The following is a 24,208-nucleotide window of genomic DNA, read 5'->3' as shown; positions in this document are numbered from 1 at the left end:
GATGTGAGTCTGCAAATACTTCACTTCAAAAAAAATAAGGCCTGCCTTAGGCAGGCATTTATAGAAACCCTTTAAATCGGTCTGGATTCAACTTAGCAAAAAAAAGTGGATCTCCATCATCTCTCCCAATTTGCATCAAGGTAATCTCCATACCACTGCAACATATCCCTTCTCTGTTCCAGATACTGCGCATGGTTATACGTCCCACGAATCGTGTTCTTGTCCACATGCGCCAGTTGCAACTCAATCCACGCAGTGTTGTACCCTTGCTCATGCAAGATAGTACTCATGGTGTGCCGGAATCCATGCCCAGTTGCCTTTCCGTGATACCCAATTCGCTTCAATACTTGGTTAATGCTCGCCTCACTCATCGGCTTGGCTGCATCGTTCCGCCCCGGAAACACCAGTGAATAACGTCCTGTCACCGCCTGTATCTCTTTCAGAGCCTCAACGACTTGAGTAGACAAAGGAACTATGTGTGGCCGTCGCATCTTCATGCGCTCTTTTGGCACTTCCCAGATCCCTTTATCCAGATCAAACTCTCTCCACTCAGCTAACCTCAGCTCAATAGTTCGAACTCCAGTGAGCATCAGAATACGCGTAGCAAGACGTGTTATAGGGCTGCCGCTATAATTCTCCAGCGCCTGTAAAAACGCTGGCAACTCATCAGCGAGTAAATGAGGGAAGTGTTGAGGTTTTGGCGTCGCCAATGCACTGGCAAGATCCGAAACTGGATTGATCTCCGCCCTGCCCGTGACGATGGCATAGGTAAACACCTGCTTACAGGCTTGCCGAATTTTACGCAGCTTATCCAATACTCCGCGCTTTTCTAACTTTCGCAGCGTCGTAAGCATCTCTAGCGGTTTGATTTCAGCGATGGGACGTTTGCCAAGATCCGGGAAGATGTCGTTTTCAAACGCTTCCATCAGATCATCGGCGTAACCTTTCGACCATCCCGGACGCTTGTACTCATGCCATTCAAGAGCAAGCGCTTTGAAGTTATTCTCAATCGCAATCTTACGAGTTTGCTTATCAACCTTTTTCTGTTCGCTGGGATCGATGCCGTTAGCAACCTTCCGTTTGGCTTCATCACGACGTTGTCTTGCTTCCGAAAGGGTAATCTCTGGATAGACACCTAGCGCCAACGTTTTCTGTTTGCCATCAAAGCGATACTGCAAGCGCCAGTATTTCGAACCATTAGGATGCACCATCAAATGCATCCCTTCTCCATCTGTAAGTTTGAAAGCCTTATCGGTAGGTTTTGCACTGCGGACTTTTACATCTGTAAGCGCCATAAGCGGTTCTCCATTGCTGGATGTTGGTATAAAGATTCATTGAACGGAGTTGTACCAACACATATACCAACAAATAGTACTTGATGTGGGTTGATGTCGGTAGACTTGGGTTGAATACGAAGGGATAAAATGTAGCTATTACATTGAATTTTAGACATAAAAAAGACGTCAGTTGACGTCTCTTGATATGAATTTGGTACGCCCTACAGGATTCGAACCTGTGACCTACGGCTTAGAAGGCCGGTGCTCTATCCAACTGAGCTAAGGGCGCATGGAGATGGCGAGGATTATACGGGCCGACCCGAATGAGTCAACGCTTTTGACTTATCAATCAGCATGGTTGCTGAAGTTTAAGACAATGTCAGCAATTCAAAACCTGACAGCGCGTCGCGCTTCTGACAAAATAGGCACCTTCCCCGATTTAACACAACACAGTGGATTTCCTCTCTGATGGCAGCAAAAATTATTGACGGTAAAACGATTGCGCAGCAGGTGCGTCTTGAGGTTGCGGAAAAAGTGAAGCAACGTCTGGCAGCCGGAAAACGTGCACCGGGTTTGGCAGTCGTTCTGGTAGGTGAAAATCCTGCATCGCAGATTTATGTCGGCAGCAAACGCCGCGCCTGCGAGGAAGTGGGATTCATCTCCCGCTCTTACGATTTGCCCGCTACCACCAGCGAAGCCAGGTTGCTGCAGCTGATTGACGATCTCAACAATGACCCAGAAATCGATGGCATTTTGGTACAGCTGCCGCTGCCAGCGGGCATTGATAACGTCAAGGTGCTGGAAAGTATCACACCGGACAAAGACGTTGATGGCTTCCATCCTTACAACGTCGGTCGTCTGTGCCAGCGTTCGCCGAAACTGCGTCCTTGTACGCCGCGCGGCATCGTCACGTTGCTTGAGCGTTATAACATTGACACTTACGGCCTCAATGCCGTGGTCGTTGGCGCATCAAATATTGTTGGTCGCCCGATGAGCATGGAACTGCTGCTGGCGGGATGTACCACCACCGTTACCCATCGTTTTACCAAAGATTTGCGTCATCACGTTGAGCACGCCGATCTGCTGGTGGTGGCGGTCGGAAAACCGGGCTTCATTCCAGGCGACTGGATCAAGCCGGGCGCGATTGTTATTGATGTCGGCATTAACCGTTTAGAAAGCGGAAAAGTGGTAGGCGATGTTGATTTCGAAGCGGCCTCTGAGCGCGCAGCGTATATCACGCCAGTACCGGGCGGCGTAGGCCCGATGACAGTAGCAACGTTGATTCAGAATACGCTGCAGGCGTGTGAAGAATTTCACGACAATGAGGTGAAATAATGGCGAACTTTTCTTTGGGGAAATTCCCGCACGTTGATCTTTGTGATTTGCTCAAGCTGGAAGGCTGGGTTGAAAGTGGCGCAAAGGCCAAGGTCGTGATTGCTGATGGTGAAGTGCGGGTCGACGGCGCGATTGAAACCCGTAAGCGTTGTAAAATCGTTTCTGGTCAAACGGTTGAATACGCAGGTCAACGCATCACCGTGACCGCATGATGTTCTGGCGTCCCTGTGGGGACGCCTTAAACCCACGCTTCTCCCACCACGCGCGTCTCGCCTTCTATTTGCTCCAGCTCAATATGATTCAACGCCGTATGCTGACGAATCAATGTGGCCAGTTTGGGCGAGTGACTGGTAATCCACAATTGACTGAACTGGCTGGCCTCAGCAATTAACCGCGCCAGAGCGGGTAATAAATCTTCATGCAAACTGTTTTCAGGCTCATTCAGCGCCATAAATTGAGGGGGTCGCGGACTCAGCAGCGCCACGACTAAACAGAGAAAACGCAGTGTGCCATCTGAAAACTCAGCGCTCTCCAACGGCCGCAAAATACCTTTGCGCGACATCAGCATTTGAAACCGGCCATTCTGCACATCAACGTGAAACTCGCTGTCGGGAAACGCTTCACCCACCACCTCAAACAACAATTCATGATGACCACGCTCAACAATAGTGGCCCAGGCTGCTGCAAGATTGCTGCCATCATGCGCCAGCACCGGCGCACGCACGCCAATTTGTGGTGCGCGAATGGGCGAACCGGGCCAGACAGCAAACTCGTGATAGAAACGCCATTGGCGCAGTCGCTCACGCAGTTGTGACAGTTCAGGATAGCGATGCGGTTCACCTAGCTGCCCGAACAGCGACTCTTCCGGGTGCAACACCGCCGGATAAGCGATGCGCTCACCGTCAATATTATGCAAAAAAGCAGTCTGATTTTTACGCTGCATAATGCAAGCTGAAGGACGCCGTTGATGACCACTCATCCACAGATGTTCTTCCTTCACCAGTGGATCAAGGTTAAACAAGCTCGTTGCAAGCGGCTCAGGAAAGCCAACCTCCAGCTGATAATCCATATCATCCATTTGTACCGCGAGAGAAAGCCGTTTGGCATCGTGTCGGCGATCGCCTTGGCGCAAACCTCCGGCCCACATCGCTTTTTGGATGCCGCCCTCTTCCGCTAATGCCAAGGCCAGTTGCCCGCAGGCAGCTTCATGCAGCAGGCGCACCGCTTTATAGAGGTTGGATTTGCCGCATCCGTTTGGGCCGCTCACCACGTTTAACTGCTGCAGCGGCAGGGTCAAATCCCTTACCGAACGGAAGCCGCGAATCTGAAGCTGCTCAATCGACATAATAAAAAATCCGCATAATAAAAAAGGGCGATTTCTCGCCCTCTTCAGTTTACTTGCGTCGCCAGGTTGATCCCTGCGGGCCGTCTTCAACTATTACACCGAGTTCGATCAGCTTGTCGCGTGCCACATCGGCTTGCGCCCAATCTTTAGCCGCTCGGGCTTCGGCGCGGGTTTTCACCCAATGCTCAATTTCCGCCACTTCTTCATCGTTCACCTGCGCGCCACTTTGCAGGAATTGCTCAGGATCCTGCTGCAGAATGCCAAGAACGTTGGCAATTTCACGCAGTTTTGCCGCCAATCCATTCGCCGATGCTGCATCTTCACCTTTCAGGCGATTCACTTCACGCGCCATGTCGAACAGCACTGAATAAGCTTCAGGGGTATTAAAATCATCATCCATCGCGGCACGGAAACGGGCCTCGAAATCATTGCCACCGCTCGCCGCCACGCTGTTATCCGTGTGGCGCAGCGCAGTATAAAGACGCTCTAAGGCGGCACGCGCCTGATTCAAGTTATCTTCACCGTAATTAAGCTGACTACGGTAGTGGCCAGACATCAGGAAGTAACGCACCGTTTCTGCATCGTAATGCTGCAGCACGTCCCGCACGGTGAAGAAATTCCCCAGCGATTTGGACATTTTTTCGCGGTCTACCATCACCATACCGGAATGCATCCAGTAATTGACGTAAGGCCCCTCATGCGCGCAGGTTGACTGAGCAATCTCATTTTCATGGTGCGGGAACATCAAATCAGAACCGCCGCCGTGGATATCAAAATGCTCGCCCAGTTGCTTGCAGTTCATGGCCGAGCACTCAATGTGCCAGCCCGGACGACCATTTCCCCACGGCGAGGACCACGCCGGTTCGTCCGCTTTCGACATTTTCCACAACACGAAATCCATGGGATTACGTTTCACTTCTGCCACTTCAACACGCGCACCGGCTTGCAGTTGATCCAGATCCTGTCGCGAAAGCGCGCCGTAATCGGTGTCGCTCATGACATCGAACATCACGTCGCCGTTGTCCGCGACGTAGGCATGATCGCGTGCAATCAGCTTCTCAACCAGCTCAATAATTTCCGCAATATGACGCGTGGCGCGTGGTTCTTGATCTGGCGGAAGAATACCCAACGCCGCAAAATCCTTATGCATCTCTGCAATCATGCGGTTGGTCAGGGTTTCAATACTCTCACCGTTTTCGTTAGCACGTTTGATGATCTTGTCATCAATATCGGTGATGTTGCGCACATAGTTCAGATCATAACCGGTATAACGTAAATAGCGCGCTACCACGTCAAATGCCACAAACGTCCGACCATGACCAATGTGACAGAGGTCGTACACCGTGATGCCGCATACATACATACCGATTTTACCGGCATGGATGGGTTTGAATTCCTCTTTCTGTCGACTCAGGGTGTTATAGATCTTAAGCATTGAACGTTTCCGTATTAACGTGTGCGGTTGGCACTTATTTTGGGTATTTAGACATTGTGCCGTATTTTTAACGCTCGTGCGATGCAAAGCAAGCCAACTGCGCCGCCCTGCTGACGCGTCATTGCAAATTATGATATAAGAACCGTCGAGAAAAATGGGCACGCCATTCTATGATGCGGCCTGAGTGACTGACGACAACCTTTACAGGACAACAAAAATGGTAACTTTCCAGACGAACCATGGCGATATCGTGATCAAAACCTTCGATGACAAAGCGCCGGCAACCGTACAGAACTTTCTGGATTATTGCCGTGAAGGTTTCTACGACAACACCATTTTCCATCGCGTAATTAACGGTTTCATGGTTCAGGGCGGCGGTTTTGAGCCGGGCATGAAGCAGAAAGCGACGAAAGAAGAGATTCGTAACGAAGCCAACAACGGCCTGAAGAACACCCGCGGTACTCTGGCGATGGCGCGTACTTCTGCTCCACACTCCGCGACTGCCCAGTTCTTCATTAACGTCGCTGACAACGACTTCCTGAACTTCCGTGACGAAAGCCTGCAAGGCTGGGGTTACTGCGTGTTCGCTGAAGTGGTTGAAGGCATGGACGTGGTTGAGAAAATCAAAGCGGTAGCAACGGGCCGCAGCGGCATGCACCAGGATGTGCCAAAAGATGACGTTGTCATCCAGAAAGTGACCGTTAGCGAGTAATGTCGCGCACGTTATTTATTGCAGATTTACATCTGTGCCAGGAAGAACCGGCGATTACCGCCGGTTTTCTGCATTTTTTACAGCGCGAAGCGCCGCATTGCGACGCGTTGTATATCCTTGGCGATCTGTTTGAAGCCTGGATTGGCGATGACGACCCCAATCCGCTGCATCAAAAAATCGCGAATGCACTGCGCGCCCTACCCGTACCGGTTTACTTTATTCATGGTAACCGCGATTTCCTGATTGGCCGACGCTTTGCGCGCGACAGCGGCATGACGCTACTCCCAGAAGAGCAGGTTCTTGAACTGTACGGTCATCGATTACTGATCATGCATGGCGATACATTATGTACTGACGATCAAGGCTATCAACGCTTTCGCGCTAAGGTGCATCAACGCTGGATTCAAACGCTGTTTCTCGCGCTGCCACTGTTTATTCGTAAACGCATCGCAACGCGCATGCGTGCCGACAGCAAGCAAGCTAATCAGCATAAGTCGTTGACCATCATGGATGTTAATCAGCAGGCTGTTGAAGCCGCGATGCAACGCCAGCAGGTACGTCTGCTGATTCATGGACATACACATCGCCCCGCTATTCACTCTCTGACGCTGCAAGGCAAAGCTGCTGAGCGTGCCGTTTTAGGCGCATGGCATAGCGAAGGTTCAATGATCCAATTGGACGCCAGCGGTATTCAACTGATCGAATTCAACTTTTAAAAATCGGGCTGAATTGGCCCGTTTTAGCCCGACGCAACCGTTTTCCTTGCTCTCTTCTCATGCTATTCTCTGTGCCCTTCAAAACCTGTCCGCCCGGCCAGGTCTGTTTGTTTATTCACAGGAGTTGACCGCATGTCATCCAACGCCGCCCCGGCTCGCATTGCTATTGTTATGGGTTCCAAAAGTGACTGGGCCACCATGCAGTTCGCTGAGGAAATTCTGACCAGCCTGGACGTGCCCTTCCATGTTGAAGTGGTTTCAGCGCACCGCACGCCGGATAAATTGTTTAGCTTTGCCGAAACGGCTGCTGAAAATGGCTATCAGGTGATTATCGCGGGTGCAGGTGGCGCGGCACATCTGCCTGGCATGCTGGCGGCTAAAACCTTGCTGCCCGTGTTGGGTGTTCCAGTGCAGAGTGCAGCACTCAGCGGTGTCGACAGCCTCTACTCCATTGTGCAGATGCCACGCGGCATTCCTGTTGGCACCTTAGCCATCGGCAAAGCGGGTGCTGCCAATGCGGCGCTGCTGGCGGCACAGATTCTGGCGATTCATGACGCGGCGCTGGCTTCCCGCCTCGCCATCTGGCGTCAAACGCAAACTGACGACGTGCTGAATAACCCGGACCCGCGGGTGGAAGCATGAAGCCGGTTTGTGTTTTAGGAAATGGTCAACTGGGCCGTATGCTGCGCCAGGCGGGTGAACCGCTGGGCATTGCCGTTTATCCTGTGGGTTTGGACGCTGATCCCGATGCGCTGCCGATTGCTGAAAGCGTGATTACCGCCGAGATTGAACGCTGGCCTGAAACGGCATTGACGCGCGAACTGGCGAGTCATCCGGCTTTCGTGAATCGCGATATCTTTCCTCGCTTGGCCGATCGCCTTACGCAGAAGCAGCTGCTTGACCAGCTCAATCTTGCTACCGCACCCTGGCAGTTGCTGGCCAATAAACAAGAATGGCCAGCGGTGTTTACAGCATTGGGTGAACTGGCCATCGTGAAGCGCCGTACGGGCGGTTACGATGGTCGTGGTCAATGGCGTTTGCGCGCCAATGAAACGGACTCGTTGCCAGACGAATGCTACGGCGAATGTATTGTTGAGCAAGGCATCAACTTTTTAGGTGAGGTGTCACTGGTCGGCGCACGCGGTCAGGATGGCAACACTGTGTTCTATCCGTTGACTCATAATCTCCATCAGGATGGCATTCTCCGCACCAGCGTGGCTTTTCCGCAGGCAGACAGCGCTCAGCAGCAGCAGGCTGAAGCGATGCTCAGCGCCATCATGCATGAACTGAACTATGTTGGTGTGATGGCGATGGAGTGTTTTGTCACACCAAAAGGTTTACTGATCAACGAACTGGCTCCACGCGTGCACAACAGTGGCCACTGGACGCAAAATGGCGCTTCAATTAGCCAGTTCGAACTGCATCTGCGGGCGATATTGGGTCTGGCGCTGCCAAAACCGGTGGTGATTGCCCCTTCGGTGATGGTGAACTTGATTGGTACCGCCGTGAATCTCAACTGGCTGCAGCAGCCGCTGGTACACCTGCATTGGTACGACAAAGAAGTGCGTGCGGGTCGTAAAGTTGGCCATCTGAATTTGACCGACAACGATCAGGCACGTTTGAAAGCGTCACTGAATGCGTTGGTGTCACAGCTTCCAGAAGAGTATGTGAGCGGTATTGCTTGGGCAGTGGCTAAATTATAACGCTTTGCCTGTTGTTCCCTCTTCTCTGACAGAGGGAACAATCCATTCCATCTTTGCGCGTTAATCTCTCATCTTCATCGCAACGTGATACCACTCATTCAAATGCGTTATTTGGTAGCCGTGCGCGGTAAATAGCGTGTTCAAAGAGTCTTCAGAATAGAGGGTGATGTGGCCATTACGCGGCGCAATATACCAATTGTTCATTCCTTGATGACTGACTGAGTCATGGGTTCCGGTACTGAAATAAAACACCCCGCCTTTTTTCAAAAAGCGCGTAATTTCTGCAACGGTTTGATGCGGATCTGGCGTGTGCTCAAGCACCTCAAAGCAAGTTATAAAATCATAGGCAGCCGTTTCGGGATAATCACCTGCAATGAACGGATCCCAGGCGATCATATCGATCCCTTCTTCTCGCATTAATTTCGCCAGCGTGCCGCTGCCGCCACCGTAATCCAGCATCTTGCTGCCATGATAGCGTTTGAATAATTGCAGAATAAAATCACGGTTTTTAAGCGGGCGGTTGATCTCATAATTAGGATCGAATTGCGCATAATCCTCGTTATAAATGTGCTGCTGGTAATCTGCCGGACGCCAGTCATCCAGCGCATGGGTATAAATCAAACCACACTGCTGACACTGATGATAATAAATCGCAACCCCGGTAAGGGGATAAACATAGCGGTTCACATTGTTGGCATAACAAGCGGTATTAAAATCGGTAACGCCATAGAGCGTGGCGCGGCCCTGGCAAATTTTGCAGCAGGCAGTGTCAGTAACGGGCTTGATGGCAAGGGGGTGCGATAAAGGTGAATGTGACAATGTAAGCGACTCTTTGCGGAATAATTGACCTGATTATTTCAAACGACACGTCCAGACCAAGTCTTAAGTCTGGCCTGGACGTTTAGTGCTATCCGGCGCTAAAACTTTTGAACAGCGCCTCTCCTTTCAACAACCGCACGCCCAGCCAGCCACCACACACCGACAGTAGCAGCGCACCGCCGATCGGCAAGGCCAGCCACAGCGTCCAGTCAGGCTGCCAGGGAAAGTCGAAAATTTTACGCTGCAATCCCCACAACGCCGCTTCCGCTCCTAATGCCGCCGCCACACCCGATACCACACCGAGCAGCGCAAATTCACACCACAGTGTGGATCGCAACAAACGTTTGCTGGCCCCCAACGTTCGATACACCACTAACTCCTGACGGCGTTGTCGCATACCGACTTGAATTTGTGCCATCAACAGCAATACGCCACAAGCCGTAACCAACACCACCATGATTTCCAGTGCCTGGCTTACCTGCGCCAGTACCTGTCCGATCTGCCGCATGATACTGCCGATATCGAGCAGGCTCAGCGTGGGAAACTGGCGATTTAGCTGTGCCAGCAAAGCGGGATTGTTATCCATGCGGAAACTGGTTAACCAGGTTTGCGGCTGTGCGTCCAGTGCGCCAGGTGGAAAGATAAAGAAGAAGTTAGGTCGCAAACTCTCCCAGTCCACTTTGCGCAGGCTGGTGATTTTGGCGCTGAACTTTTGCGTATCACCCTCGAAGGTCAAGGTATCCCCGAGTTTCAGTCCCAGCCGGTCAGCCAGCTCAACCTCCATCGACACTTCACCCGCTTTTGGAGGCCAGTTGCCCGCTACCAGCGGATTGTGTTCAGGGCGCTCAGTGAGCGAGGTTAAATTGAGTTCACGGTTTAAAGCGTTATCCATTTTGGGATCCGCCTCTTTACCGTTTAACTCACTTAATCTGACCCGAGCGATAGGGTAAAAGGTTTCCGGTTTGATTTGATGCGCCTGCAAGAAATCCCGCACCTGCGGTACCTGATCTTCTGTCATGTTCAGCAGAAAGAAGTTTGGACTGTCTGCAGGGAGCTGCTGCTGCCAGCGATCCAGTAAATCGCCGCGCATGACTAACAACAGTGCCAACAACATAAATGACAGCGAAAATGCAGAAAGCTGGCTAAGCGTGATGCCGGGCTGACGCAGCAGACGATTGATTGCCAGCCTTAGCGCCAGATTACGCACCACTAAACGGCGCAGCAGCAGCAGCGTTGCCCAGCCGAGCAGCGACAGCAACGCAGCCAGCAACACCACACCCGCCAGCAGCGCCCACAGCATTTTGCTGCCGCCGACCAGCAGCGCCAGCAAGACAACGACCAGCGCACCCATGGCAGGAAGGTAGAATTTTAATGGCCAGATATTCGCCACCGCATCCCGTCGCAGGACGCGTAATGGCTGCGTCGCCAGCAGCAAGCGATAGGGCCGCAATCCCACCAGTAGCGAAATCACGAACAGTGAACCCACCGCCCACACCCACGGCCACAAGCTGGCAGCGGGCAAGCTGGCCGGCAGCACCGGTTTCAGCATCGCCATTAACAGCGCTTCAACGCCCTGCCCGACCATGCTGCCGCACACTGCCGCCAGCAGCAGCACCGCCAGCCATTGACCAATCAGCAGCTTTTGCAAGGCGCCGTGCGTGGCACCCAGCGTTTTCAACACTGCGACTAAATCGTAACGGCTGCGACAGTAATGGCTCATTGCCACCGCTACCGCCGCAATCGCCAACATCAATGTTAGCAGAGCTGAAAGCAGCAAAAATTGCTGAGCACGCTGCATCGAGCGACCTAATGCATCTTCGGAATTTTCGATGCTGGTCCAGCGCTGATCGGCTTTCAGCTGCGGCTGAATCCAGCGGTCATAATTCGCCAACTGCTCAGATTCACCAGAAAATTTATAGCGCCAGGTCAGCCGGCTGCCTGGTTGAATGGCACCGGTTTTTGCTGCGTCTGCCAGATTGATCAACAAGCGCGGCGCCATCTGAAACGGATTAAAGCCGCCATCCGGTTCCTGAATCACCTCCCCGACAATGCGCAGCGTGGTGTCCCCGACATCCAATCGATCGCCGACTTTTAAATTCAGCAGCGCCATTAAACGTGGGGCCGCCAGCGCTGTGCCTTCAACCGGTTTCAGACCCGGCGGATCGGTTTGCAAATCACCAAACATTGGATAGTGATTATCAACCGCTTTTACCGAGGCCAGCTGCGGCGTTTGTTCAGCAAAAGTCATGGTCATAAAGCTCAGCTGACTGCTGACTGACAATCCCTCTTCACGCGCTTTCGCTAGCCAGGCATCAGGCACCACATCGCTGCTGCGCAAGGTGCGATCACCCGCCATGAAATCCCGACTTTGCTGACTTAGCCCCTTTTCCATTCGGTCACTGATGGAACCCAATGCCAGCACGCAAGCGACCGCCAGCGTCAATGCGAGCCAAACGATCAGCAGCGAGGGCGAGCGCCACTCACGCCAAAACCAGCGCCAAATCATTGCTCCTCCCACAGCTTGCCGTCGCGCAACCGTAAACGCCGATCGCAGCGCGCGGCCAGTTGCTCATCATGCGTGACCAAAATCAGCGTGGTCGCAAAATCACGGTTGAGTGAGAACAGTAAATCGGCAATACGATCGCCGGTTTTACGATCCAGATTACCGGTGGGTTCATCAGCAAACAGCAAGCCGGGCCGACCGTTAAAAGCACGTGCCAGCGCCACACGCTGCTGCTCACCGCCGGAAAGTTGCGCGGGCAGATGATGCAGACGCTCACCTAATCCCAACTGATTAAGCAGTTCTCGTGCCTGCTCGCGGCTTTGGCGATCGCTGTCGCCACGTAACAGCGCAGGCAACTGCACATTTTCCTGCGCATTTAGCGTTGGGACTAACATAAATGATTGAAAAACAAAGCCGACTTTCTTAGCACGCAGCGCGGCGCGTTGCTCCTCGTTCATCTGATGCAACGGCTTGCCCATCAGATTCACCTCGCCGCTGCTGCCATCATCGAGGCCAGCTAAGATACCGAGTAACGTGGATTTTCCTGAACCTGATTCGCCAATCAACGCGATGGTTTCAGCCGGTTTGACAACTAACTCAACTCCGGTAAGGATGGTCAGCTGATGCTCTCCCTGACCGACGGACTTAGTAAGATGATGAACTTCAACAACGTTTTCCGCTGGCATTATCCCTTCCTGTTATTGTGTCTTCTGCTGGTGTCTCGTCTTGCTGCGGCTGATACCCTGATGGTATTGGGCGACAGCCTCAGCGCCGGTTACCGTATGTCGGCTTCCGCCGCCTGGCCCAGCCTGCTCAATAAACAGTGGCAACAGCAACCCAGAGTGATTAACGCCAGTATTAGCGGCGATACCGCTGCACAAGGACTGGCGCGTTTACCGTCGCTATTAAAACAGCATCAACCGCAATGGGTGTTAATCGAATTGGGCGGTAATGACGGTCTACGTGGATTTCCGCCTGACGCCATCGCCCTGAATCTGCGCAAAGTGATCGACGACGTAAAAGCAGCCAACGCGAAACCCCTGCTAATGCAGATTCGTTTACCGGCCAATTATGGACGTCGTTATACGGAAGCGTTCAGCGGGATCTATCCCGATCTGGCACAGCAGTACAACATTCCTCTGGTGCCCTTTTTCATGGAGCAGGTTTACCTGAAACCTGAGTGGATGCAGCAGGACGGCATTCATCCAAACCCTGATGCACAACCTTTTATTGCCAATTTAATGGCAAAAGAACTCGCTCCTTTAGTTAAGCAGCAGTAGCGACAATGAGCGCGAAAATGGGTAAATAAATGCAAAGAACCGTGGTAATAACCGGCTGTTCCAGCGGAATTGGACTGGCTGCCGCCAACGATCTGCTGACACGCGGCTACAAAGTCATTGCTGCCTGTCGTAAAACAGAAGACGTTGCGCGGATGAATACGCTCGGTTTTATTGGGCTGCAGTTGGATCTCGACGATCCCGCGAGCGTAGATCGTGCCGCTGATGACGTGATCGCCCTGACGGAAAACCGCCTGTTTGCTCTGTTTAACAATGGCGGCTTTGGCGTATATGGGCCGCTGCATACACTTTCTCGCCAACAGCTGGAGCAGCAATTCTCGACGAACTTTTTCGGTACGCACCAATTCACGATGCGCTTGCTGCCCGCACTGCAAGCCAGCGGGAATGGGCGCATTATTAATACCAGCTCGGTGTTAGGTCTCATTTCTACACCCGGCCGTGGTGCCTATGCCGCCAGCAAATATGCGCTGGAAGCGTGGAGCGATGCGCTTCGCCTGGAAGTTTACCGCAGCGGCGTGCGTGTCAGCCTGATTGAACCCGGTCCGATCAAAACGCAATTTACCGACAACGTAACGCAAGGTGAGCAAAATAAACCGGTGCGCAATCCCGGTATCGCCGCACGTTTTACTTTGCCGCCAGAAGCCATTCTGCCTAAATTGCGCCATGCTTTGGAGAGCAAGCATCCGCGTTTGCGTTATCCAGTGACGCTGGTCGCACACATTATGGGCTTGCTGAAACGTTTGCTTCCGGGCTGGATGATGGATCGCATTTTGCGTAGCCATTAACCGCTCAACCTGAATTCAACTTGAAGCGCGGCCCGTTGGCCCCATATTCTTAGAACACTTTCTGCAAAGAGACTTATTCATGTCACCACAAGCTTCGATTATCGACATCAACGAATCCAACCTGCATCAGATTCTTGAGCAGTCGGCACAGCTGCCCGTGCTGTTTTACTTTTGGTCTGAGCGTAGCCAGCATTGTCAGGAGCTTACCCCATTACTGGAGCGCTTAGCTCAGGAATACGCGGGTCAGTTTATCCTTGCCAAACTCGATTGCGATAAAGAGCAAATGGTGGCGTCGCAGTTTGGATTGCGCTCTATCCCAACGGTTTATCTGTTCCAGAACGGTCAGCCCGTTGATGGTTTCCAGGGACCGCAACCGGAAGAGGCGGTTCGTGCCCTGCTGGAAAAAGTTTTACCACGTGAAGAAGAGCTGAAAGCGCAGCAAGCCATGGCACTGATCGACGAAGGTAAACCGCTTGAAGCGTTGCCGCTGCTGAAAGATGCCTGGCAATTGAGCAACCAAATGAGCGAAATCGGCTTTCTGCTGGCAGAAGTATTGATTACCCTGAACCGCAGCGATGAAGCAGAAGCCGTGCTAAAAGTGGTGCCGCTTCAGGATCAAGATACCCGCTATCAAAGCCTGATCGCCCAGATCGAGTTGCTGAAGCAAGCCGCCGATACGCCAGAGATTCAGCAGTTACAATCCCAGTTAGAAAGCGATCCTTCTAACGCTGAACTGGCTGCTAAACTTTCGTTACAGCTGCATCAGGTTGGCCGCAACGAAGAAGCGCTGGAACTGCTGTTTAGCTTCCTTAAAACCGATTTGAACGCGGCTGACGGTCAGGCGCGGAAAATGCTGCAAGAGATTTTGGCTGCGCTAGGGACCGGCGATGCACTCGCCGCGCGCTATCGCCGCCAGCTTTACTCACTGCTCTACTAGGTGAGTAACAACGGGCCGAAGCGACTCGGCCCGTCAATCTGACAATCTGGAGGTTATATGTTGACTGTTATTCCGGTACTCATCGTACTGGCACTGGTGGCTGTGTGGGCCTGTGTCAAAATTGTACCGCAAGGTTTTCAATGGACGGTGGAACGCTTTGGTCGTTACACCCGAACATTGCAACCAGGTTTAAGTCTGGTGGTGCCGTTTATGGATCGTGTGGGTCGCAAGATCAACATGATGGAACGGGTGCTGGATATCCCATCGCAAGAGATCATTTCTAAAGACAACGCTAACGTCACCATCGACGCCGTCTGTTTCATTCAGGCCGTTGATCCGGCTCGCGCCGCCTATGAAGTCAGTAACCTTGAGTTGGCGATCATTAATCTCACCATGACAAACATGCGTACTGTGCTTGGCAGCATGGAGCTGGACGAAATGTTATCGCAGCGCGACAGCATCAATACGCGTTTACTGCACATCGTTGATGAAGCAACTAATCCGTGGGGCGTGAAAATTACCCGCATCGAAATTCGCGATGTGCGTCCGCCGCAAGAGTTGATTGGTGCCATGAATGCTCAGATGAAAGCAGAGCGAACCAAACGCGCCGACATCCTGACTGCTGAAGGTGTACGTCAGGCGGCTATTCTGCGCGCCGAGGGCGAAAAGCAGTCGCAAATACTCAAGGCCGAAGGCGAAAGAACCTCCGCATTTTTGCAGGCCGAAGCGCGTGAACGTCAGGCGGAAGCCGAAGCGCGTGCCACCAAAATGGTCTCCGAAGCGATTGCGGCGGGTGATATCCAGGCCATTAATTACTTCGTTGCTCAGAAATATACCGATGCATTGCAAAAAATTGGCGAGGCCAATAACAGCAAAGTGGTGATGATGCCGTTAGACGCCAGCAGCTTGCTGGGATCCGTCGCGGGTATCAGCGAGTTGCTTAAAGATTCACGTCCCGAGTCGAAACGCTGATGCTGGTCGATATTATTGCGCATCCCCACTGGTTCTGGCTGACCTTAGGTGGCCTGCTTTTAGCGGCTGAGATGCTCGGCACCAGCGGCTATTTACTGTGGAGCGGCCTGGCAGCAGTGATGGTGGGAATCATTGAGTGGTTTATTCCCTTTAGCTGGACGACCCAAGGCTCAATGTTTGCTGTGCTAACGCTGGTTTGCGTCTTCTTTTGGTATCGTTGGATCCGTTACCGTGAAGGCCAGCAGCAGCCAAACTCCCTTAATCAGCGCGGTAGCCAGATGATTGGCATGCACCTGACGCTTGATACGTCACTGATAAACGGCTTGGGTCACGTACGCATCGGCGACAGCAGTTGGCGCGTACAGGCCGAACAAGATTTAGTGGCGGGAACCCAGGTTGAAGTGATTGCCGTTGAAGGCATCACGTTGCGCATTCAGCCACGCTTTCCTACCGTTTGAGTACAGCAGCCTGTTAGGTTATTGATGATGGGGCATTCAGCGCTGTCATCGCCCGGACAGGCTTCAGCCAGCGCTAATAATCGGGCGCGCATGGCGTGTAATTCTTCAATGTGCGCCGCAATTTCATCTGCTTTTTGTAGCGTTCTCGCTTTCACATCTGCGCTGTGGCGAGCGGGATCGTTAAACAGCATCACCAGTTCGCGGCACTCATCAAGGGTGAAGCCAACCTGTCGCGCCTGGCGCAATAAGTTGAGTTCTTCAATATGATGCGGATTATAGCTGCGGTAACCATTTTCACTGCGCAGTGGCGGCGTGACGACGCCCTTCTCTTCATAAAACCGAATCGCTTTGCTGGTCAGCCCGGTTTTGTTTGCAACATCGCTGATGTTCATTTTCTCTCCTTGACCTTCCCCTTGATGGAAGGTTTACGCTTTATAACTAATCGAAAGTGACCGCCCGGTCAAATGTCATGAAACGAGGAGTTAAGCATGTCACAGACTATTTCTTTGGCGCTGGATGGATTGACCTGCGGCCATTGCGTTAAACGCGTAAAAGAGGCGCTGGAACAGCGCAGCGATGTTAAACAGGCTGACGTCACGCAGCAGGAGGCGCAAATTGTCAGCGATGCTGATGCGGCCGAACTGATTGCGACGGTTGAAGCAGCAGGTTATCAAGCCACATTAAAAGCAGACGACAGCTACCCAAAGGCTGAACCGTTGACAGCAACAGAGCCGACGCCGAAGGCGCTGACAACGGAGTCCTTTTCTCAACCGGCAGAAAAAGCGCTACCCGCGCATTTTTTACTGATTGACGGCATGAGCTGTGCCAGCTGCGTTAGTCGGGTTGAAAAAGCGCTGCAACAGGTGAAGGGCGTGAGTCAGGCGCGTGTCAATTTAGGCGAGCGTAGCGCACTGGTGTTGGGCAACGTTGAGCCACAGCAGTTAGTGGCGGCCGTTGATGCCGCAGGCTACGGCGCGCAAGTCATTGAAGATGAGCAGGAACGCCGCGAGAAACAGCAAAACAGTGCCCGCAAAGCCATGCGACGTTTTAGCTGGCAAGCAGCTTTAGCGCTGCTGTTTGGTGTGCCGCTAATGATCTGGGGCATGGCTGGCGACATGATGCTGAATGCCAGCAATCATTCAACCTGGCGGGTGTTGGGTATTATTACGCTGTTAGTCATGGTCATCAGCGGTAATCACTTTTATCGCAGCGCCTGGCGCAGCTTGCTTAATGGTGCTGCCACCATGGATACCTTGGTGGCACTTGGTACGGCTGCGGCATGGATCTACTCCTTCAGCGTGGTGTTATGGCCAGACTTCTTTCCTCTGCAGGCGCGCCACCTCTATTTCGAAGCCAGCGTAATGATTATCGGTCTGATCAATCTCGGGCATGCACTGGAACAGCGTGCACGTCAGCGTTCGTCCAAAGCGCTGGAGCGCCTCCTCGATCTCACTCCCGCACAAGCTCGCGTAATGACTGAAGAAGGTGAATCGCTGCTGCCGGTTAGCGCAGTGCAATCGGGTATGACGTTGCGATTAGTAACCGGCGATCGCGTACCCGTGGATGGCGAGATTCAGGACGGCGAAGCCTGGTTAGATGAAGCGATGCTAACGGGTGAAGCCGTGCCGCAGGGTAAATCCACAGGGGATAAGATTTACGCGGGCACGCTGGTTCAGGATGGTGCGGTGCGCTTCATCGCCAGCGCCACCGGTAATCACACGACGCTGTCGCGCATTATTCATTTAGTGCGTCAGGCGCAAAGCAGTAAACCTGACGTTGGCCGCTTAGCCGACCGCATTTCAGCCGTGTTTGTTCCTGTGGTGGTGGCGATAGCGGTGATCAGCGGTTTGATTTGGTATCTTTTCGGACCACAGCCGCAAATCGCTTACACGCTGGTTATCGCCACCACCGTGTTAATCATCGCCTGCCCTTGTGCGCTGGGTTTAGCCACGCCGATGTCGATCATCGCGGGTGTCGGTCGCGCTGCTGAGCTAGGCGTGCTGGTGCGCGATGCCGATGCACTACAACGTGCCAGCAAAGTAGACACCTTGGTGTTCGACAAAACCGGCACGCTCACAGCAGGCCGACCGCAGGTGACTGACGTTATTGCCTGGGGCGATGCCGATCGTCATACAATTTTGCAGGCTGCCGCCGCACTTGAGCAATCAGCCAGTCATCCGCTGGCAAAAGCCATCGTGGCTGAAGCGGGTGAAGCTAAACGGCCTGACGTTGAGCAATTTCGTACAATACGCGGCAAAGGCATCAGCGGCATACTCAACGACAAGTCGTTACTGTTGGGTAATGTGGCGCTGATGCGCGATCACCATATCGAGTGCCATTCTGCTCAAGCTGATATTGATCGGCTTACCCAGCAAGGCGCAACGCCAGTGTTGCTGGCGCAGGACGGTAAATTAGCGGGTTTGATTGCCTTGCGCGACACCTTACGTGACAGTAGCCGTGATGCTCTCCAACGGCTGCATCAGTCGGGATATCGTCTGATTATGTTAACCGGCGATCATGAAAAAACGGCACGCGCTATCGCCGCGGAAGCCGGTATTGATGAAGTGATCGCTGGCGTGCTGCCGGAAGGCAAAGCGGATGCGATAGCGCATCTGCAGCAGCAAGGCCGTGTGGTTGCCATGATTGGTGATGGTATCAATGATGCACCTGCGCTGGCGCAGGCGGATGTCGGCATTGCTATGGGTGGCGGCAGTGATGTGGCGGTAGAAACGGCGGCGATAACCTTAATGCGCGCCGATCTCAACAGCGTTGCGGATGCTTTAGCGCTCTCTTCAGCAACATTGCGTAATATTCGACAGAACTTATTTGGCGCCTTTATTTATAACAGTATCGGCATTCCTGTCGCCGCTGGCGTGCTTTATCCGCTAACCGGCATGCTGTTGAGTCCGATTGTGGCAGGTGCAGCGATGGCGCTCTCATCAATAACCGTAGTCAGTAATGCCAATCGCCTGCTACGTTATCGTCCGCCACGTCAGCAATAGCCGTTACGGCGCTGTTTTTCGACCGCTGAAATCGCTAGCATGGTGTTTTCAGCGAATTAAGGACAGGGAATGACAGGTAGCGTTTGGCACACTTTGCGCGGATTAATCAGTCGACTGTTTCCTACACACTATCGTTGGCCGGCAATGGACGTTCGGCTTGGCGATCGCAAATTGCATCTGGTCGGCAGCATTCATATGGGCACACGTGATATGCAGCCGTTGCCCAGCCGTTTACTGCGCCAGTTGCAGCAAGCCGATGCGTTGATCGTTGAAGCGGACATTACACAAGGCGGTTCGCCTTTTGATAACAGCGGCGAACGTGCGCCTTTAGCCGAACGTATTGATGCTGAAGCGATGGCAAAACTGGTGGCGCTGTGTAATGAACTCAACCTTGCCATCAGCATGTTTACTACACTGCCTGCGTGGCAAATCGCGCTAATGCTTCAGGCGCAACAAGCACAACGGCTCGGTCTGCGCCCCGATTACGGCATCGATTATCAGCTGTTACAGGCGGCGAAAAACTGGCAAAAGCCGATCATTGAACTGGAAGGCGCGGATACGCAAATTGCGCTGTTGAAAGCGTTGCCTGATGACGGTATGGCGCTGCTGCAAGATACGCTGATCCACTGGCACACCAATGCGCGCTTGCTTCAGATGATGGTGAGCTGGTGGCTGGATACACCGCCGCGTCAGCCAGAGATTGCGTTACCGAGCACGTTTAGTCAGGCGCTGAACGATACGCTGATCAGTCAACGTAATGTGCACTGGCGTGATGCATTACAGGCATTGCCTGCGGGTAAATATGTGGTTGCGGTAGGTGCGCTGCATCTTTACGGCGAGGATAATTTGCCCGGTCTGCTTAGAGCGCCTTAAAAAAGCACTATAAAAAAAGAGAGCCGATAGTTTTATCGGCCCGTCAAAGAGGAATTTGTTTATGATTTTGGTTATCACTCAGCAATCAAGTTGCTGGCGCGGGCCAATTCTCACCTAAAGAACAAATTTTCGCCACCTTTATTCACCTCTTTTTATAATAAGATTTTTCTGATCAGCTGATTAAAACAGGTACGACTATGACGCCCGCGGTAAATCTTCTGGAAAAACAAAAAGTCAGCTTTACGCTGCACCCTTATGAACACGATAGTCAGGAAACAAATTTTGGTGATGAGGCGGTGCGTAAACTGAATTTGGATGCACGTCAGGTCTACAAAACGTTGCTTGTTGCCTTAAATGGTGACGCAAAACAGCTGGCCGTGGCGGTCACACCGGTTTCCAGCCAGCTCGATTTAAAAAAAGTCGCTAAAGCTTTGAAGGCAAAAAAAGCGGATATGGCCGATCCACACATCGCACAACGCGTTACCGGCTACCTGCTGGGCGGTATCAGTCCGTTAGGGCAAAAAAAGCGTTTACCGACGGTGATCGATCACTCCGCTGCGACATTTACCAACCTGTTTATCTCTGGCGGTAAGCGAGGTTTAGATATCGAATTAGCGCCTCAGGATCTTGCACGCCTGCTGGATGCACCGTTCGCCGATATTGCGCGCCGCGACTAAACGCGCGGCTGGGCGCAGAGTTGATCGATCATCCATCGTCCGGCGGGACCCGGCGGATTACGGCGCGACCAAATGACTTCGATAGCAATATGCTGCGGCCAGCCCGCTAACGGCAGCTCTTGCAAAACGCCGTGACCAAACTGGCTCACTAACCAGCGCGGTAGAATGCTCCAGCCAAAACCCTGCTCAGCCATTTCCAGCAGTAAAAGATAGTTAGGTGCAGACCAAACGCGCCCCAGCGGGGATGTTTCCCGCTGATCAACCCATGTATTCAGACGTAAATGACGCACTTCCTCAAGCTGGTTTTCGCGGATGATCGCTTGCTGCGCCAAGGGATAATCGCGATGCAAGTAAATCGCCATCTGCGCTTCTACCTGCAAACGCGCCATCGCAATATCATCAGGCAGTCGTGGCTGAGCGCGAACCACACCCAAATGCACACGGCCTGTTTGCAGCAGATCGAGCACATCTTCGTCTTCCGCCATCATGCATTCCAGTTCAATGTCGGGGTAGCGCGCATCAAATTGCTTAAGAAGATGTTCGTGGTGATCGGTTTGCCAAAAATCAGAAACGGCAAAACTCAGGCGCGGTTCTACCCCTTCTGAGAGCTGAACCGCCAGCGTACTTAGCCGCTCATTGGCCGCCAAAATTTGCTGCACCTGTGGCAATGCCCGCCGGCCTTGCTGGGTCAGCTGCGGCTGCCTACCGCTACGATCGAACAGGATAAAGCCCAGGTCATCTTCCAGATTCGCCACTGCGGTGCTAATAGTGGATTGGCTTTTACCCAACGCTCGTGCAGCGGCAGAAAATGAACCGCTGGTGACAGTTTGTACAAAAGCTTCAAGGGATTCGGGGGAATACCGCATTTCATCCATCGCTTTTATCGATAGCTATTCATTTTATCTTAGCATTTTTCCGTGAGAAACTGCGTCGCATCACCCAAAGGAGTTTTATGATGCGTACTCGCTCAATGAAAGAACGTTTTTTACATGCCGCAGGCTTTGAAACGTTAGCGATCCTCACGGTATCGCCGCTTGCCGCCTGGGCCATGGATAAACCGCTGTTTCAAATGGGCTCGCTGGCCATCATGCTGTCGACTGTCGCCATGTTGTGGAACATGATCTATAACAGCGGATTTGACCGTTTCTATCCGCCTGGCCAGAAACGTAGCTTTGGCGTGCGTGCTTTACACGCGCTGGGCTTTGAAGGGGGATTTATAGTGATCGGTTTACCGATTGCCGCATGGATGCTGAACATCACTCTGTGGCAGGCGTTGTTGGTAGAAATTGCTTTCTTCCTGTTTTTCTTGCCCTACACCATCGGCTACAACTGGGTGTGGGACAAACTACGTCAACGCTGGATTGCACGTAAGTCTTGCGAAATCTGATAAAAAAGGAGGCGCTAGCGCCTCCTCATTTTTACCTTTCACGCTTTACTGGACGTTAGCGGTTTCCCGACCCCAAGGCCAAATCCACGCCAAAAACATTTGTGGATAGTTGCGCTTACGGGATTTTTCTGCCGCTTCATCACGCGCCTTTATTTCCGCTTCCGTCAGATGAATAATCTCACCCTTGGTGGCGTAATCGCTGGCTTTAAGCGGCGAATGCGTCTTAAACCAATTACGTAGAACCTCTGCATCAACATCGCCGCTATTCACATAACCCGCGTGATTATCGAGTCGTGGATAACCATCTCCGCCCGCTGCGTTAAAGCTGTTAGTCGCCATGCGATAGCTTTGCTTGTCGTCAATCGGTTGCCCTTTGATGCGAACCTCGCTCACCGACTTTCCGTCTGCTACCAGGCTCACATTGCTGAACTGAGCGTAACCACCAGAGTTGGGTTTAATATTGGCCACTACCGCCAGATACTTTTTGATTTCCGCACCGGTCAGCGTGACTGAAACCACCTGATTACCGAACGGTTGCACCTGCAATAAATCACGCCAGCTAATCTTGCCGGACTTCAGTGAAGTGCGTATGCCTCCGCCACTCATCACGCCAAAGTCAGCTTGGGCATGTGCCATCTGTGCACGCAATATAAGCTGCCCAAGGTTGGTCTGCTCAGCGCGCACTTTGTCGTTTTCACCCTCAAATACGCCCTCAGTGCTGCCAACATTCACTATCAGCTTCGCGTCTGCACGCTTCTGATAAGGCGTTAACAACTTCATCATCGCGGTATTTTTTGGGATCTCTTCTTGCCAGGTCAGCCAGGATTCGCTGCCATCCATATTATTGATTTTATGCTTGAGATTTACCGGCACCAGCTGGTACGACGCCAGCGTGATTTCACCATTGCGGTAAGTGAAGTCACCGCGACCCACATATTTTCCCCACTTATCAGCCTGCATGATCCAGACACCGTTTTGTTGATCGGGCTGACAAGGCTGACCTGGTTGATAATTTTTGACGCTGACGTTCTCTTTTTCCATGCAAACCGCATCATGAGAATGCCCGCCGACAATCAGATCGAGGGTTCCTTTTGGCAGGCTACGCGCTAACGTTACATCGCCCGGTGCATTGCTGCCGTGTTTACCGTCTTCGTCATAACCCAGGTGCGTCAACGCGACAATCACGTCAGGCTTTTCAGTGGCGCGTAATTCAGCCACGGCTTTCTCTGTTTCGCTGATGGGATCGCGGAACTCGATATCCTTCAACGCAGCCGGATTCGCCAACTGCGCGGTTTGCGGGGTAATCAAACCGAGCACTGCAATTTTCAGCCCCATACGGTTAAATACAGCCCAAGGCTTGAACAGGCGCTCTCCGCTGCTTTTTTGATAGACATTTGCGGCTAAAAACGGGAATTTTGCCCATTTTTCCTGCTTACGTAGGATATCGAGCGGTTTATCGAACTCATGATTGCCTAACGCCATGGCATCATAGCCAATCAGATTCATGCCACGAATATCGGGTTCGGCATCTAGCTCATCCGATTCAGGCACGCCGGTGTTGACGTCACCCGCAGACAGGATCAGCGCACCGCCGCCTTTGGCCTGCACGTCATAGCGCAGTGTATCCATCAAGGTCTTTTGCGCCGCCAGGCCATATTCGCCCTGCTCGTTGAACCAGAAATGTCCGTGCTCATCGTTGGTATGAAGGAGGCTAAAACGGTAGGTACGATCAGGCACAGCGGCCTGAGAAAGCATGGGTGTCAGCGCCAGTAACAGCGCTATTCCTTTTCCTGACCATCGTGGTATTAACAAAGCCAATCTCCTTATCACGCATCTGGCCCGTTTATCTACGGGCTCGCTCGCTAAATCGACCTCCTGTGTCGCACATTCCTCTCTTTAACTCAAGGCCAAACACGCTTAGGGTTAATTAAGCGGATGTTCTTAAAGCGCTGATTTACCTTCCTGGAATGTCTG

Annotated in this window: 24 protein-coding genes and 1 tRNA gene; 15 read left to right on the top strand and 10 right to left on the bottom strand. The window is 52.5% G+C overall.

The genetic code is table 11. From position 1 onward, the window contains the following. Positions 1 to 116: 116 nt before the first annotated feature. Positions 117 to 1,295 (bottom strand): tyrosine-type recombinase/integrase, encoded by a 1,179-nt coding sequence (locus tag ACF2G4_RS00950; RefSeq protein WP_409075339.1) that lies wholly within the window; start codon positions 1,293 to 1,295, stop codon positions 117 to 119. Positions 1,296 to 1,489: 194 nt separating this feature from the next. Next, positions 1,490 to 1,566: transfer RNA gene (locus tag ACF2G4_RS00945), tRNA-Arg, on the bottom strand. 179 nt (positions 1,567 to 1,745) lie between these two features. On the opposite strand from ACF2G4_RS00945, the gene folD reads away from it, so the two are divergent. After that, positions 1,746 to 2,612: a bifunctional methylenetetrahydrofolate dehydrogenase/methenyltetrahydrofolate cyclohydrolase FolD gene (folD, locus tag ACF2G4_RS00940; RefSeq protein WP_215847390.1), complete on the top strand. Its 867-nt coding sequence runs from the start codon at positions 1,746 to 1,748 to the stop codon at positions 2,610 to 2,612. Beyond that, positions 2,612 to 2,824: a ribosome-associated protein YbcJ gene (gene ybcJ / locus ACF2G4_RS00935; protein ID WP_215847391.1), complete on the top strand. Its 213-nt coding sequence runs from the start codon at positions 2,612 to 2,614 to the stop codon at positions 2,822 to 2,824. Before folD ends, ybcJ begins: the two co-directional genes overlap by 1 nt. A gap of 26 nt (positions 2,825 to 2,850) precedes the next feature. Here the strand turns inward: ybcJ and ACF2G4_RS00930 are convergent, their stop codons facing one another. Both ACF2G4_RS00930 and cysS read right to left on the bottom strand, forming a co-directional pair. After that, complete coding sequence (locus tag ACF2G4_RS00930; protein ID WP_332625329.1) at positions 2,851 to 3,957, bottom strand: AAA family ATPase; 1,107 nt, start codon at positions 3,955 to 3,957, stop codon at positions 2,851 to 2,853. 49 nt (positions 3,958 to 4,006) lie between these two features. Then, positions 4,007 to 5,392, bottom strand: a complete 1,386-nt coding sequence (gene cysS / locus ACF2G4_RS00925) for a cysteine--tRNA ligase (protein ID WP_409075338.1) — start codon at positions 5,390 to 5,392, stop codon at positions 4,007 to 4,009. A 217-nt stretch (positions 5,393 to 5,609) separates the two neighbouring features. On the opposite strand from cysS, the gene ppiB reads away from it, so the two are divergent. The 4 genes from ppiB (at position 5,610) to purK (ending at position 8,523) form a co-directional block, all read left to right on the top strand. Then, on the top strand, positions 5,610 to 6,104 hold the full coding sequence (gene ppiB / locus ACF2G4_RS00920; protein WP_215847394.1) for a peptidylprolyl isomerase B: 495 nt from the start codon (positions 5,610 to 5,612) through the stop codon (positions 6,102 to 6,104). Next, positions 6,104 to 6,820: a UDP-2,3-diacylglucosamine diphosphatase gene (gene lpxH, locus ACF2G4_RS00915; RefSeq protein WP_409075337.1), complete on the top strand. Its 717-nt coding sequence runs from the start codon at positions 6,104 to 6,106 to the stop codon at positions 6,818 to 6,820. Before ppiB ends, lpxH begins: the two co-directional genes overlap by 1 nt. Before the next feature lie 132 nt (positions 6,821 to 6,952). Beyond that, positions 6,953 to 7,462 carry a 5-(carboxyamino)imidazole ribonucleotide mutase gene (gene purE, locus ACF2G4_RS00910; protein ID WP_243078372.1) on the top strand — a complete coding sequence of 170 codons (510 nt, stop codon included), beginning with the start codon at positions 6,953 to 6,955 and terminating at the stop codon, positions 7,460 to 7,462. Continuing rightward, entirely contained in the window at positions 7,459 to 8,523 is a 1,065-nt protein-coding gene (purK, locus tag ACF2G4_RS00905; protein WP_409075336.1) for a 5-(carboxyamino)imidazole ribonucleotide synthase, read from the top strand. The genes purE and purK overlap by 4 nt, the downstream gene beginning before the upstream one ends. A gap of 60 nt (positions 8,524 to 8,583) precedes the next feature. On the opposite strand, the gene ACF2G4_RS00900 is transcribed toward purK, so the two are convergent. From ACF2G4_RS00900 to ybbA, 3 genes are all read right to left on the bottom strand, one after another. Further along, entirely contained in the window at positions 8,584 to 9,342 is a 759-nt protein-coding gene (locus ACF2G4_RS00900; RefSeq protein ID WP_409075335.1) for a class I SAM-dependent methyltransferase, read from the bottom strand. Positions 9,343 to 9,430: 88 nt separating this feature from the next. Then, positions 9,431 to 11,848, bottom strand: a complete 2,418-nt coding sequence (gene ybbP / locus ACF2G4_RS00895) for a putative ABC transporter permease subunit YbbP (RefSeq protein WP_409075334.1) — start codon at positions 11,846 to 11,848, stop codon at positions 9,431 to 9,433. Further along, positions 11,845 to 12,531, bottom strand: a complete 687-nt coding sequence (ybbA, locus tag ACF2G4_RS00890) for a putative ABC transporter ATP-binding protein YbbA (protein WP_409075333.1) — start codon at positions 12,529 to 12,531, stop codon at positions 11,845 to 11,847. Before ybbA ends, ybbP begins: the two co-directional genes overlap by 4 nt. Between ybbA and tesA the strand changes: the two genes are divergently transcribed. The 5 genes from tesA (at position 12,499) to ACF2G4_RS00865 (ending at position 16,295) form a co-directional block, all read left to right on the top strand. Then, positions 12,499 to 13,125 (top strand): multifunctional acyl-CoA thioesterase I/protease I/lysophospholipase L1, encoded by a 627-nt coding sequence (gene tesA / locus ACF2G4_RS00885; protein WP_215847398.1) that lies wholly within the window; start codon positions 12,499 to 12,501, stop codon positions 13,123 to 13,125. The genes ybbA and tesA overlap by 33 nt on opposite strands. 29 nt (positions 13,126 to 13,154) lie before the next feature. Continuing rightward, complete coding sequence (locus ACF2G4_RS00880) at positions 13,155 to 13,928, top strand: SDR family oxidoreductase (protein WP_243078376.1); 774 nt, start codon at positions 13,155 to 13,157, stop codon at positions 13,926 to 13,928. A 79-nt stretch (positions 13,929 to 14,007) separates the two neighbouring features. After that, a complete protein-coding gene (locus ACF2G4_RS00875) occupies positions 14,008 to 14,865 on the top strand; it encodes a co-chaperone YbbN (protein WP_215847400.1) in 858 nt (285 codons plus the stop codon). 57 nt (positions 14,866 to 14,922) lie between these two features. Next, entirely contained in the window at positions 14,923 to 15,837 is a 915-nt protein-coding gene (locus tag ACF2G4_RS00870) for an SPFH domain-containing protein (RefSeq protein WP_215847401.1), read from the top strand. Then, positions 15,837 to 16,295 carry an NfeD family protein gene (locus ACF2G4_RS00865; protein ID WP_215847402.1) on the top strand — a complete coding sequence of 153 codons (459 nt, stop codon included), beginning with the start codon at positions 15,837 to 15,839 and terminating at the stop codon, positions 16,293 to 16,295. Before ACF2G4_RS00870 ends, ACF2G4_RS00865 begins: the two co-directional genes overlap by 1 nt. Here the strand turns inward: ACF2G4_RS00865 and cueR are convergent. Next, positions 16,271 to 16,687, bottom strand: coding sequence for a Cu(I)-responsive transcriptional regulator (cueR, locus tag ACF2G4_RS00860; RefSeq protein WP_215847403.1), 417 nt, complete (start codon positions 16,685 to 16,687; stop codon positions 16,271 to 16,273). The two genes, ACF2G4_RS00865 and cueR, sit on opposite strands and share 25 nt — an antisense overlap. A gap of 96 nt (positions 16,688 to 16,783) precedes the next feature. Here cueR and copA point away from each other — a divergent pair, with 96 nt between their 5' ends. The 3 genes from copA to ybaK all read left to right on the top strand — a co-directional run bounded on the left by copA (position 16,784) and on the right by ybaK (position 20,847). Further along, entirely contained in the window at positions 16,784 to 19,297 is a 2,514-nt protein-coding gene (gene copA, locus ACF2G4_RS00855) for a copper-exporting P-type ATPase CopA (RefSeq protein WP_409075332.1), read from the top strand. A 69-nt stretch (positions 19,298 to 19,366) separates the two neighbouring features. After that, positions 19,367 to 20,170: a TraB/GumN family protein gene (locus ACF2G4_RS00850; protein ID WP_215847405.1), complete on the top strand. Its 804-nt coding sequence runs from the start codon at positions 19,367 to 19,369 to the stop codon at positions 20,168 to 20,170. Positions 20,171 to 20,367: 197 nt separating this feature from the next. After that, positions 20,368 to 20,847, top strand: a complete 480-nt coding sequence (gene ybaK, locus ACF2G4_RS00845; protein WP_409075331.1) for a Cys-tRNA(Pro)/Cys-tRNA(Cys) deacylase YbaK — start codon at positions 20,368 to 20,370, stop codon at positions 20,845 to 20,847. On the opposite strand, the gene ACF2G4_RS00840 is transcribed toward ybaK, so the two are convergent. After that, positions 20,844 to 21,713, bottom strand: coding sequence for a LysR family transcriptional regulator (locus tag ACF2G4_RS00840; RefSeq protein WP_243078381.1), 870 nt, complete (start codon positions 21,711 to 21,713; stop codon positions 20,844 to 20,846). The genes ybaK and ACF2G4_RS00840 overlap by 4 nt on opposite strands. An 89-nt stretch (positions 21,714 to 21,802) precedes the next feature. Here ACF2G4_RS00840 and ACF2G4_RS00835 point away from each other — a divergent pair, with 89 nt between their 5' ends. Beyond that, positions 21,803 to 22,234 carry a multidrug/biocide efflux PACE transporter gene (locus tag ACF2G4_RS00835; protein ID WP_215848324.1) on the top strand — a complete coding sequence of 144 codons (432 nt, stop codon included), beginning with the start codon at positions 21,803 to 21,805 and terminating at the stop codon, positions 22,232 to 22,234. Between the two features lie 45 nt (positions 22,235 to 22,279). Here the strand turns inward: ACF2G4_RS00835 and ushA are convergent, their stop codons facing one another. Further along, on the bottom strand, positions 22,280 to 24,046 hold the full coding sequence (gene ushA / locus ACF2G4_RS00830) for a bifunctional UDP-sugar hydrolase/5'-nucleotidase UshA (protein ID WP_409075330.1): 1,767 nt from the start codon (positions 24,044 to 24,046) through the stop codon (positions 22,280 to 22,282). Positions 24,047 to 24,208 lie beyond the last annotated feature (162 nt).

The organism is Pantoea phytostimulans (assembly GCF_046118715.1).
Taxonomy (GTDB): Bacteria; Pseudomonadota; Gammaproteobacteria; order Enterobacterales; family Enterobacteriaceae; genus Pantoea; species Pantoea phytostimulans.
The sequence above is the reverse complement of the archived record's forward strand: the minus strand, read 5'-3'. Positions and strand labels throughout refer to the sequence as shown.